Genomic DNA, 11,914 nt, shown 5'->3' on the forward strand with positions numbered 1-11,914 from the left:
GCAAAACGAAAGCAGATTGGAAGCCTCGATTCCTACCATCCGCTCCAATCAAAAGGAGACGCAGATGGGTTTGAACAATCGGAACTTCATGCGGGGGTTGGTGCTGATGGCCATTGCGCTGCTCTTTGGCACCCTCGCTTCGCGCTACGCGATCGGAGCGTTACACCGCTCGGGCCCCGGGCTCTTCCCCCTGATGGTGAGCGGATTCCTTTTTGTGATCGGCCTGATCATCACGGTCCGGTCGCGCTTCGTCGAACCCGTTCTGATGAGCTACAACGTCAAGAACATTGCGCTCGTCCTGTTGAGTCTGGTGGGTTTCGCGGTGCTTTCCGAATACGTGAACATGATCTTGGGCATCGTGTTCCTCGTGTTTTGCTCCACCTTCGCCGGCACTTCCTACTCGGTCGTGCGGAACATCAAGATTTCGCTCGGGCTGATCGCGATCGCCTTTGCCTTCAAGAACTTTCTCGGCCTGAGCCTGCCGCTGTACTGAGATGGAAGTCCTGCACAACCTCGCGTTCGGTTTCGAGCACGCGCTGACCATTCCGAACCTTCTTTATTGCGCTCTCGGGTGCACGGTGGGCACGCTCATCGGGCTGCTGCCCGGACTGGGCCCCCTTTCCACCATCAGCCTGTTGCTGCCGCTGACCTATTCGATTCCCACCACCGGCGCGCTCATCATGCTGGCCGGCATCTACTACGGCGCGCAGTACGGCGACAGTGTGAGCGCCATCACCATGAAGATTCCGCACGCGAGCAGCATCGTGGCGTGTATCGATGGGTACCAGATGACACTCAAGGGCAAGACCGGCCTGGCGTTGTTCACCGCGGGTTTCTCGAGCTTCATCGGCGGCACCGTGGCCATCGTGGTGCTGTCGACGATGGCGCCGGCCCTCGGCGAGGTCGGCTTCCTGTTCGGCCCGGCCGACTACTGCGCCTTGATGCTGCTGGGATTTTTCTGCGTGAGCTTCGTCAGCAGCGGCAGCTTGCTCAATGGCCTGGCGATGGCCATGGTCGGCATTCTGCTCGGGATGGTCGGGACCGACGTGAACAGCGGCGTGGCGCGCTACACCATGGGCCTGCCCTTCCTGCAGGACGGCATCGGGATCATCAGCATCGCGCTGGGCTGCTTCGGCATTGCCGAGGTGGTGAAGAACCTCGACAACAAGAACGTGCTCACGCCTTTCAACGGGAAGATCAAGCTCATGCCGACCTGGCCGGAGTTCAAGCGCATCATCCCGAGTGCCTTGCGAGGCAGCGTGATCGGTTCCGTCCTGGGCATCCTGCCCGGCGGTGGACCGACCATTGCCCAGTTCGCTGCGTACGCCGCCGACAAAAAGTTCAGCAAGTACAAGCACGAGATCGGCACGGGCTGTATCGAAGGCGTGGCCGGTCAGGCTGCGGCCGATGAAGCGGCGGCGCGCACCAGCTTCATTCCGCTCATGGCCATCGGGATTCCCGAAAACGCGGTCATGGCGCTGATGATGGCGGCGTTCATCGTCAAAGGCATTCAGCCAGGCCCGAACATGATCGCCTCGCACCCCGAGCTCTTCTGGGGTCTTGTCGCCAGCATGTGGGTGGGCAACTGCTTCCTGCTGGTGCTCAATGTGCCGCTGGTGCGCTTGTGGCTGTCGGTGTTCAAGGTCCCCTACACCGTGCTGTTCCCGGGGATCCTGTTCTTCTGCTGCGTTGGCACCTTCAGCATCAACAACAGCCTGGACGACATCTACACCACGGCCGTGTTCGGCCTGGTCGGTTATTTGTTCCTCCGGCTGGACATGGAACCCGCGCCGCTCATGCTGGGCTTCATCCTGGGGCCGATGCTGGAAGAGAATTTCCGTCGCGCGATGTTGCTGAGCCGAGGCAGTTTCAGCCCTTTCGTCACGCGGCCGATCGCCGGCACGCTGCTGGGCGTGATCGCGATCGTGGTGCTCTGGCAGCTCTTCGTGTTCTTCCGCAACCTGCGCAAGTCGCAGCCGCCTGTGCTGGTCACGGAAGAAGGCGTGGCGGCGGGCTGACGGCAAGAGGCAGGCGCAGGGTCGCGCGCAGTCCGCCGGCTGCTGCGTTCGCCGTGAGCTCGATCTCGCCGCCATTGCGCCGCGCGTAGCTCCGCGCGATGGCGAGGCCGAGTCCGGCGCCCTGCGTCACCGCCATGGCCCCGATGCCTTGGCGCTGGAAGCGCTCGAACACCGCGGTGCGTCTGTCCGGCGCGATGCCGGGCCCGTTGTCGCTCACTTCGGCCATCGCGCTCGCCGCATCCCGCCGCACCGACACCGTGATCGTGCCGTGCGGCGGCGTGTACTTGATCGCGTTGTGCACGAGGTTGGAGAGCACCTCGTGCAACTCGGCCTCGTTGGCATCGACCGAAAGCGGCGGGGGCCCGTCATCCGCGCTTCCCGTGTCGACGGCCTCGTCCATCCAGCCCAGGTCCTGCTGCTTTTCGCGGGCGAGGGTCAGGTATTGCAGCACCACCGCGCGCGCCACGGACGTGAGATCGATTCGCGCAGGCAGCCGGGCGGCGGTGTCGTCGTGCGTGGCATGCGCCAGCGCGAGCAGTTGCTCGCTGAGCCGCCGCGTGCGTGCCAGCTGCACCACGATGGCGTCGAGCGATTCGCGCATGCGCTCGGGGTCGGTCTCGCGCACCGCGTAGCCGGCCTGGATCGACAAGATGGCGAGCGGCGTGCGCAACTGGTGCGACGCATCGGCGAGAAACTGCGCGTGCTCGGCGAGCATGCGTCGGTGGCTCTCGATGTGGTGGTTGACTGCGTCGACCAGCGGTTTCACTTCCTGCGGCACGCCGCTGGCATCGAGCGGTTGCAGGTCGTCGGGTCGGCGCTGGTGCAGCGAGGCGCGCAGCCGTTCGAGCGGGCGCAGGGTCCACGCCACGCCGAGCCAAATCAGCAGGGCCACGACGAGCAACATGCGCGTGTCGCGCCACAACGCCTGGCGCAGCCACTGGCCGAGCAGCTCGCCGTGTGTGGCGGCCATCGTCTCGGTGAGGGCGCGGTAGTCGTTCCAGCTGTCGAACGCCAGCAGCGCGACCAGGCCGGGCAGCAGCAGCGCCAGCAGCTTCGCTCGCAGGCCGAAGGGCCCGCGCGGTTCAGCGGGCGAGGTCGTCATCGCCGATGCCCTCGAGCATGTAGCCCAGGCCGCGCACGGTCACGATGCGCACGTCGCTGCCTTCGAGCTTGCGGCGCAGCCGGTGCAGCACGACTTCGATCGCATCGGGCCCTGCACTGCTGTCGTGACTGAACACCTTGCCGAAGAGCTGGGATTTGCCGACGGGCGAGCCGCTGCGCAAGAGCAGGGCGCTCAACGCGGCGTGCTCGCGCGGCGTGAGCGCGAGCAGGGCGCCGCGCAGCGTGAAGGCATGGCTCTCACCGTCGTAGGAAAGCGAGGCGCATTGCATGCGCGGGTGCTGGCGCCCGCGGCTGCGGCGCACCAGCGCGGCAAGGCGGGCCTCGAGTTCGGCCAGCTCGAAAGGCTTGGTGAGGAAGTCGTCCGCCCCCAGGTTGAGGCCGCGTACGCGATCTTGCAGCGCGCCTTGCGCGGTGAGGATGAGCACCGGCGTGCGGTTGTCGGCGGCGCGCATCGCGGTGAGCACGGTCAGGCCGTGGCGGTCGGGCAGTTGCAGGTCGAGCACGACGGCGTCGTACTCGGTGCCGGCCATGAAGGCCTCCGCGGTGCGGGCATCGGGCGCATGGTCCGGCACGAAGCCGCTTTGCCCCAACGCGCGGACCAGCCAGGAGGCCATGTCGAGTTCGTCTTCCACCAGCAGGATACGCATGGGCCAACGATACCCGGAACGAAAGAGGGCAATTTTCGCGCTGCTAGACTGCGCCGCGATGCGTCGTTGGCTCTCCCTGTTGTTGCTGTTCGTGGTCCCGCTCCTGTCGAGCTGGAGCGCGGTCGCGGCCTACTGCGAGCACACGCCCGATGCACAGGTGCGGCACTTCGGTCATCACCCGCACCAGCATGCCGACGAAGCAGGCGACAACGCCGGCAGTGCCGCTTCCGATTGCGACCATTGCCACAGCCCCGGCGCCACGTTCGTGTTCGCACAGACGGTGTTGAGCCGCGACGACAACGGCCGGCCCGCACCGCATGTCAGTGGGCCCTTGCGCCTGCGGCCGCCGACACCGCTCGATCGCCCGAAATGGGTTGGCCTCGCCTGATCGGCGAGGCGGGCCTTTCACTTCCCTGATTCCCGTTCGCGACCGGCATGGCGCCGTTCGCGGCGATCACCCCGATCGCGCCTTGCCGATCTCTCGTGAGTTTCCACATCACCGGAGAATCGGATGCACCGAAGAAGACGAACAGCGGGCCACGCGGCCCTGACCCTGGCTTGCCTTGCCGCCTTGACCGCCACGTCGGGCGTTGGCGCCCAGACCCTGAAGCAAGCCTTCGACGCGGCCTGGTCGCGTCAACCCGAAGCCATCGCACTGGCGCTGCGCCGGGATGCCGCGCTGGCGCAGCAGCAGGCCGCGCAAGCCTGGACGCCCGAGCCGCTGGCGCTCACGCTGTCGAACAAGACAGACCGGTTCCAGCGCGACATGGGCGCGCGCGAGCTTGAAGTCGGCGTGGCGATTCCGCTCTGGCTGCCCGGCGAACGTGCACGCAGTGGCGCCCTGGCCGATGCGGAAACCCGTGGCGTCGAAAGCCGCGCGCTGGCCGCGCAGTTGCGCACGGCGGGCGTGTTGCGGGAAGCCTGGTGGCAGCGGCAGCGCGCGCAGGTCGAGCTCGATGTGGCACGCGACCAGTTGGCCAATGCGCGCGCACTGGCCGCGGATGTGACCCGGCGTATGAAAGCGGGCGACCTGGCGCGGGCCGATCAGCACCAGGCCGACGGTGCCGTGGCGGCGGCCGAGTCGGCTGAAGCACGCGGCGTGGCGGCACTCGCTGCAGCGTCCGGCCAGCTGCGCATTGCTTCGGGTGGCATCGCCACGGTGGCAGGCGGCGCGGCGTCGACGACATCGGAGCCGGAACCGTCCGGCGCTGCAGCGACGACCCTTGAGCCGTCGATGCACCCCGCCTTGGCGGCGCTGCAAGACCGCGCGGCCGTGGCCGAAAGCGCTGCGGCACTGGGCACCGTGCGTTCCCGCGCCAACCCGGAATTGACCCTTGCCACGACGCGCGAGCGCGATGTGCGGGGTGAGCGCTACGACCCGTCGATCACGTTGGCGCTGCGCATTCCGTTCGGCGCCGGCAGCCGCCATGCGGCGCGCACCGCTACCGCACAGGCCGAAGCGACCGAGCTGCAGGCCGAGTTGGCGCTCGAGCAGGAGCGCATCGGCGCGGAGCAGGCGACATCCGGGCAACGTGTGGTTTCCGCCCGCGCGCAGCTCGCCGCGGCCGAGCGTCGGGCCGCACTTGCACAGGCATCGCTCGGCTTTTTCGACAAGTCGTTCCGCCTGGGCGAGACCGATCTGCCGACCCGCCTTCGCATCGAAGCCGAGGCGACCGAGGCGCGACGCCAGGCCGCGAGCGCACGCATCGAGGTCGCCGCGGCGATCTCCCAATGGCGGCAGGCCCTCGGTCTGCTCCCCGAATGAACGCACAGGACAACCGTTCCATGAACCCACTTTTCTCACGCGCTGCCCTCTGCGCAGCCCTGCTTTTCCTGTTCGCGGGCGCCGTGTCGGCCGCCGACGGCCATGACCACGACGCGCCCGCAGCCTCCGGCGGCCCGGCGCTGCCGCGTTTCACGGCCGTGTCAGAAACCTTCGAGATGGTCGGCGTGCTGAACGGCATGCAGCTCACGATGTACCTCGACCGCTTCGCCGACAACAGCCCGGTGAAAGACGCGCAACTTTCACTCGAAATCGACGGCGCCGGCGTCAAGGTCGAGCCGCACGGCGAGGGCGAATTCGAGGCCGTTCTGGCGCAGGTGCCGACGGCGGGCGTGCTGTCGATCACCGCCACCGTCGTGGCGGGCAACGAGTCCGATCTGCTCGCCGGCGAGCTCGATATCCACGAGGCAGCCCATGCCGATGCAGTGGCGAAGCCGCTTTGGCAGCGCATCGCCCTGTGGGGGTTCGGCGCAGTGGCGGCAGTCGTCATCGCAGCTTTGTTCGCTGCGTTTATCCGTCGCACATCAACCGCGCGCCGGTCGTGCGTCGGCGGTGCTGCATGAAGCGCGTCTTCGCACTCACCGGGTTCGTGCTGGCGCTGATCGGCTCGCCCTCGCACGCCAGCGAAGGTCATGACCACGGCGACGCGCCGGTTGCCGCCAACACGAACGGCCCGCAACGCCAGGCGGACGGCAGCGTCTTCCTGCCGAAGCCTGCGCAGCGCCAGCTCGGTGTGCGCACCCTGGTCACGGTGGCCCGCGAGTTGCCGCGCACGGTCGAACTCAACGGCCGCGTCCTGATGGACCCGAACGCCGGCGGTAAGGTGCAAGCCGTGGTCGCCGGGCGCATCGAGCCGGGGCCGAAAGGCTTGCCGGAGGCAGGCCAAGCCGTGCGAAAGGGTGAATTGCTCGCGTGGGTCGCGCCAAGCGCCGCACCGATCGAGCGATCGAACCAGGCTGCGCAACTCGCGGAACTGCGTGCCGGCCAGGCGCTCGCCAACAAGCGTGTCGCGCGGCTGAGGGAGCTGGCCGATACGGTGCCGCGCAAGGACATCGAATCGGCCGAAAGCGAAGCAGCGAGTTTCGGGGCCCGCGCTGCCGCCGTCGGCGCCGGTCTGAACAGCCGCGATGCACTGGTCGCACCGGTGTCGGGCGTGATCGCCTCGGCGAACGCGGTGGCCGGCCAGGTGGTCGACGCGCGAGAGCTGATCTTCGAGATTGTCGACCCGTCGCGCCTGCGCATCGAGGCCCTCGCCTTCGATGCGGCGTTGGCCGCCGACATCGGCGGCGCCGCGCTGGCGTTGGGTGAAGAGCGTCTGCCGCTGACCTTCATCGGCGCGGCGCGCAGCCTGCGCGAGCAGGCGTTGCCGCTGAGTTTTCGTGCCGAAGGCGCCGTGCTGTCGAAGCTCGCGGTCGGCCAGCCGGTGCGCGTGTTCGTGCAGACGAAGCAGAAGGTCAAGGGCATTTCCGTGCCGGTCGCTTCGCTCATGAAGAACCCCGCCAACCAGACCATCGTGTGGGTCAAGACCGCCGCCGAAAGCTTCGCGCCGCGCACCGTGACGACCGAGCCGCTGGACGGCGTCAACGTCGCGGTGACATCGGGGCTGGAGCCAGGCGATCGCGTGGCGACTCAAGGGGCGACCCTCATCAACCAGGTGCGTTGAAATGAAGCGCGAAATTCCGATTAGAGGCTCGTGGCGGGCTCACGCCGACGGCGTACTCCCCTCCGCGAATGTCCCCCGCCCTTCGGGCTCCTCCTTTATTTCGCTGCGGGGAGCACGCCATCGACGTGAGCCATCAGAGCGGTGGTTGAGTGGCGGATGCCAAGCGGCGTCACCCGTGCCGAGGGTATGGGGTGTCTCCCGCAGCGAAATAAGGGAGGAGCCGAAGCCGGGGGACATTCGCGGAGGGAGATACCCCGTGGCCTCGGTACGCGCCCCGAACGCATTCGACTCCATCGCAAACGCGAACACAAAGCGGGGTCACTGACATGTTCAAGTGGCTACTCGACAACAGCTTGCGCAACCGCCTGCTCGTCCTCATCGGCAGCGTCGTGTTGATGGCGTACGGCGCCTTCACGCTTTCGCGCACCCCGGTGGACGTGTTTCCCGATCTCAACAAGCCGACTGTGACCCTCATCACCGAGGCGGGCGGCATGGCCTCGGAAGAAGTGGAGCAGCTCATCACCTTTCCGCTGGAAACCACGATGAACGGACTGCCCGGCGTCGAGTCGGTGCGCTCCGTCTCGTCGGCCGGGCTGTCGTTTCTTTACGTGACCTTCGACTGGCGCACCGACATCTTTCGCGCCCGGCAACTCGTGTCGGAGCGACTGGCATCGATGGAGGAGGGCATCGCCGCGGGCGTGACGCCGCGCATGGGGCCGATCAGCTCGATCATGGGCGAGATCATGCAGATCGCGATTCCCGTCGACACCGCGAAGATCAGTCCGATGGCGGTGCGCGAATACGCCGACTGGGTGCTGCGCCCGCGATTGCTCTCGGTGCCCGGCGTGGCGCAGGTCATCCCGATCGGCGGCGAGGTGCGTCAATTCCAGGTGCAGCCGAACACGGTGCGCATGGGCGAACTCGGCATCACGCACGAACAGCTTGAGGCGGCACTGAAGGGCTACTCCGGCAACACGTCGGGCGGCTTTCTCGAATTGAACGGGCGTGAATACCTCATCCGCAACATCGGCCGCACGTCGCGGCTGGAAGACCTCAGCAATCTCGCCTTGACCGCGAAAGGCGGCCAGGCGATCCTGTTGCGGCAGATCGCTGACGTGACGTTCGCTGCAGCCCCCAAGCGCGGCGACGCGGGCTTCGAAGGCAAGCCGGCCGTGATCCTCGGCATCCAGAAGCAACCGACGGCCGACACCATCGCGCTCACGCGTTCGATCGAGGACGCGCTGGTCGGGCTCCAAGCCTCGCTGCCGCCCGGCATGGAGGCGCCGAAGGTCACGTTCCGGCAGGCCAGCTTCATCGAGGCGTCGATCACGACCTTGCAGGGCAAGCTCATCGGCGCATCGGTCTTCGTCGCGGTGATCCTGTTCTTCTTCCTCGGCACGCTGCGGCCGACGGTGATCGCGCTCACCGCGATCCCGGTGTCGATCTTCATCACGGCGCTGGTCTTCCAGTACTTCGGGCTGTCGATCAACACGATGACGCTGGGCGGCCTCGCCATCGCGATCGGCGGGCTGGTCGACGACGCGGTGGTTGACGTCGAGAACATCCTGCGTCGTCTGAAGGAAAACCGCAGCCGGCATCCGGACCAGCGGCAGAACACGATCGCGCTGGTCGCGCGGGCGTCGATGGAAGTCCGCTCGGGCATCCTCTACGCGACCGTCATCATCGTGCTGGTGTTCGTGCCGCTGTTCGCATTGCCGGGGCTGGAGGGCAAGCTCTTCATCCCGCTCGGCATCGCGTTCATCGTGTCGACGCTGGCGTCGCTGCTGGTGTCGGTCACGGTGACGCCGGTGCTCAGTTCCTACCTGCTGCCGCGCATGAAGTCGCTCGACCATGGCGATACGAAAGTGCTGGCGTGGCTGAAGGCGCGCTACAGCCGTGGCCTCGTGGCCGTGCTGGCGCGACCGAAGGCGGCGCTGGTGGCCGCCGGGGCCGCGGTGTTGCTGGCCGGTGCGGCGGTGCCGTTCTTCCCGACGACCTTCCTGCCGCCGTTCAACGAGGGCACGCTCCTGGTCGGACTGCGTCTGAACCCCGGCGTGACGCTGGCCGAAAGCTCGGCGCTCGCGCGCCAGGCCGAGGTGCTGGTCAAGCAAGTGCCGGAGGTCACGCACGTGGGCCGGCGCAGCGGCCGTGCCGAACTCGACGAGCATGCCGAGGGCGTGCACGTGAGCGAGCTCGACGTGGGTCTGAAGCCGACGGCCGAACTCACGCGCAGCATGGACGCGATCAGGGCGGACATCCGTGCGCGCCTGGTCAACCTGCCGGCGGCGCTGGAGATCGGGCAGCCGATCTCGCACCGCATCGACCACATGCTCTCGGGCGTGCGCTCGCAGATCGCGATCAAGATCTTCGGCGAGGACCTCGACGCGCTGCGCGGACAGGCCGACGCGTTGCGCGCGAAGCTGGCGGCCATCCCCGGTATCGCCGACCTGCAGATCGAGAAGCAGGTGCTGGCGCCACAGATCAAGGTGCGCATCGACTACGCCGCTGCCGCGCAGTACGGTGTGCCCGCACCGCAGGTGCTGACCACGCTGCAGAGCCTGGTCGAGGGCGAGAAGGTCGCGCAGATCGTCGAGGGCGGGCGCCGCTTTGCGCTGGTGGTGCGCCTGCCCGAAACCGCGCGGTCGGTCGAGGGGCTGGGCCAAATCCTGATCGAGACGCCCGGCGGCCGCATTCCGTTGTCGAAGATCGCCACCATCGAGGACGGCGACGGCCCCAACCAGATCAGCCGCGACGATGGCAAGCGCCGCATCGTGCTGTCGGCCAACGCGCAGGGGCGTGCGCTGTCGGAGGTGGTGGCGGACATCCGCGCCGTGGTGGCCGACACGAAGCTCCCCGAAGGCAGCTTCATCACGCTCGGCGGCCAGTTCCAGGCGCAGGAAGAAGCGTCGCGGCTGGTCGGCCTGCTGTCGCTCGTCTCGCTCACGCTGATGTTCGTGGTGCTGTACAGCCGCTACCAATCGGCCGTGTTGTCGGCGCTGATCATGTCGAACATTCCGCTGGCGCTGGTCGGCGCGGTGCTGGGGCTCTGGCTCTCGGGGCAGCCGCTTTCGGTGGCGGCGCTGGTCGGCTTCATCACGCTGGCGGGCATCTCGGTGCGCAACGGCATCCTGAAGGTGAGCCACTACGTCAACCTGATGCGCTTCGAGGGCGAGACCTTCGACCAGAAGATGATCCTGCGCGGCTCCCTCGAACGGCTCGCGCCGGTGCTGATGACCGCGCTCGTGACCGCCTTCGCGCTCGCGCCGCTGCTGTTCGAGGCCGAGCAGCCCGGCACCGAGGTGCTGCACCCGGTGGCGGTGGTGATCTTCTCGGGGCTCATCAGCTCGACGCTGCTCGACACCTTCCTCACGCCGCTGATGTTCTGGCTGTTCGGCCGCAAGGCCGCCGAGCGGCTGATGAACGACCGCGACGTCGAGGCGCTGTGACCTTTTTTCCTTCTCCAACCTTCCAAGGACTCTCATGAACTTGAAATCGATCATCATCGTCAGCGCGCTGGCGCTCTCCGCACCTGCGTTCGCGAGCGAAGACCATGACCACGGCCATGCGCCGAAGCACGGCGGCGTGGTCGTCGAAACCAAACAGCTCGACCAGGAACTGGTCGCGAAGCCCGGGGTGATCCAGCTTTATCTCACCGACCACGGCAAGCCGGTCGATCTGAGCAAGGCCAGCGCCAAGGTGACCTTGCTGACGGGCAGCGAGAAGCAGGAGGTCGAACTCAAGCCGGCCGGCGACAGGCTCGAAGCCACGGGCGCCTTCAAGGTGGGTGCGGGCACCAAGGCGATCGCAATCGTGACGGGCGCGAGCAAGTCGAATTCGACCGCACGCTTCACGTTGAAGTGAGCGGCGCGAGGCCCGGCGTCACTGCTTGATGGCGATGTCCGGGTCTTCGGCGGCCCGTGCGCTGGCGGCGTTGCCGGTGGCGACGAGGTCGGGTCCGAGCGTGCGTCGACCGTCGAACACGAAGCAATCGCCGGTGTAGTGCGCGCCGCCGATCTCTTCGAAGTATTTGAGGATGCCGCCTTCGAGCTGCAGCACGTCGTCCACGCCTTCTTCGCGCATAAGGATGGCCGCCTTCTCGCAGCGGATGCCGCCGGTGCAGAAGCTCACCACGGTCTTGCCTGCGAAGGCGTCGCGGTTCGCGCGCAGGGCCGCTGGAAACTCGGTGAATTTTTCGATGCGCCAATCGATCGCGCCGTCGAACGTGCCATGGTCGACCTCGAACGCATTGCGCGTGTCCAGCATGACGACCGGCTTGCCGGCGTCGTCGTGCCCCTGGTCGAGCCAGCGCTTGAGCGTCGGCGCGTCGACCCCAGGCGCGCGCCCCGCGGCAGGCTGGATGGCGGGATGGTCCATGCGGATGATTTCGCGCTTCAGCTTGACCAGCATGCGACGGAAGGGCTGCGTGGCCGACCAGCTTTCCTTCGTTTCGAGGTCGGCGAAGCGCGCATCGGACCGCAGCCCGTCGATGAACGCATGAACCGACGCCGCGGCGCCGGCCAGGAACATGTTGATGCCCTCCGGCGCCAGCAGGATGGTGCCCATGAGGCCCAGCGACTGCGTCCGCGCGCGCAGGTCTTCACGCAGCGTGTCGCCGTCGTCGATGGCCACGAACTTGTAGGCCGCGATATTCAGAATCTCTTGCACAGGACGCGATTTTAGG

Annotated in this window: 11 protein-coding genes; 8 read left to right on the forward strand and 3 right to left on the reverse strand. The window is 67.2% G+C overall.

Annotation, left to right across the window (positions count from 1 at the left end; translation table 11 throughout):
• Nucleotides 1-64 precede the first annotated feature (64 nt).
• Nucleotides 65-493 carry a tripartite tricarboxylate transporter TctB family protein gene (locus tag AX767_RS17930; protein WP_237288664.1) on the forward strand — a complete coding sequence of 143 codons (429 nt, stop codon included), beginning with the start codon at nt 65-67 and terminating at the stop codon, nt 491-493.
• A gap of 1 nt (nt 494) precedes the next feature.
• The gene (locus AX767_RS17935; RefSeq protein WP_068632562.1) at nt 495-2,018 is read left to right on the forward strand and encodes a tripartite tricarboxylate transporter permease; all 1,524 of its coding nucleotides are present in this window, start codon (nt 495-497) and stop codon (nt 2,016-2,018) included.
• Here the strand turns inward: AX767_RS17935 and AX767_RS17940 are convergent.
• Nucleotides 1,990-3,120, reverse strand: a complete 1,131-nt coding sequence (locus tag AX767_RS17940; RefSeq protein WP_068632563.1) for a sensor histidine kinase — start codon at nt 3,118-3,120, stop codon at nt 1,990-1,992. The genes AX767_RS17935 and AX767_RS17940 overlap by 29 nt on opposite strands.
• On the reverse strand, nt 3,101-3,787 hold the full coding sequence (locus AX767_RS17945; RefSeq protein ID WP_068632564.1) for a response regulator: 687 nt from the start codon (nt 3,785-3,787) through the stop codon (nt 3,101-3,103). The genes AX767_RS17940 and AX767_RS17945 overlap by 20 nt, the downstream gene beginning before the upstream one ends.
• Before the next feature lie 58 nt (nt 3,788-3,845).
• Between AX767_RS17945 and AX767_RS17950 the strand changes: the two genes are divergently transcribed.
• From AX767_RS17950 to AX767_RS17975, 6 genes are all read left to right on the forward strand, one after another.
• Nucleotides 3,846-4,175, forward strand: coding sequence for a hypothetical protein (locus AX767_RS17950; protein WP_068632565.1), 330 nt, complete (start codon nt 3,846-3,848; stop codon nt 4,173-4,175).
• A 183-nt stretch (nt 4,176-4,358) separates the two neighbouring features.
• On the forward strand, nt 4,359-5,552 hold the full coding sequence (locus AX767_RS17955; protein WP_237288491.1) for a TolC family protein: 1,194 nt from the start codon (nt 4,359-4,361) through the stop codon (nt 5,550-5,552).
• Between the two features lie 20 nt (nt 5,553-5,572).
• Nucleotides 5,573-6,133 carry a hypothetical protein gene (locus tag AX767_RS17960; protein WP_068633854.1) on the forward strand — a complete coding sequence of 187 codons (561 nt, stop codon included), beginning with the start codon at nt 5,573-5,575 and terminating at the stop codon, nt 6,131-6,133.
• The gene (locus AX767_RS17965) at nt 6,130-7,233 is read left to right on the forward strand and encodes an efflux RND transporter periplasmic adaptor subunit (RefSeq protein ID WP_068632567.1); all 1,104 of its coding nucleotides are present in this window, start codon (nt 6,130-6,132) and stop codon (nt 7,231-7,233) included. The genes AX767_RS17960 and AX767_RS17965 overlap by 4 nt, the downstream gene beginning before the upstream one ends.
• A gap of 326 nt (nt 7,234-7,559) precedes the next feature.
• Entirely contained in the window at nt 7,560-10,679 is a 3,120-nt protein-coding gene (locus tag AX767_RS17970; protein ID WP_068632568.1) for an efflux RND transporter permease subunit, read from the forward strand.
• A 34-nt stretch (nt 10,680-10,713) separates the two neighbouring features.
• Nucleotides 10,714-11,094 (forward strand): hypothetical protein, encoded by a 381-nt coding sequence (locus AX767_RS17975; protein WP_068632569.1) that lies wholly within the window; start codon nt 10,714-10,716, stop codon nt 11,092-11,094.
• An 18-nt stretch (nt 11,095-11,112) separates the two neighbouring features.
• On the opposite strand, the gene AX767_RS17980 is transcribed toward AX767_RS17975, so the two are convergent.
• Nucleotides 11,113-11,898: a sulfurtransferase gene (locus tag AX767_RS17980; RefSeq protein ID WP_068632570.1), complete on the reverse strand. Its 786-nt coding sequence runs from the start codon at nt 11,896-11,898 to the stop codon at nt 11,113-11,115.
• Between the last annotated feature and the right edge of the window lie 16 nt (nt 11,899-11,914).

The sequence above is a fragment of the Variovorax sp. PAMC 28711 genome, assembly GCF_001577265.1.
In the GTDB taxonomy this organism is placed as follows: domain Bacteria; phylum Pseudomonadota; class Gammaproteobacteria; order Burkholderiales; family Burkholderiaceae_C; genus Variovorax.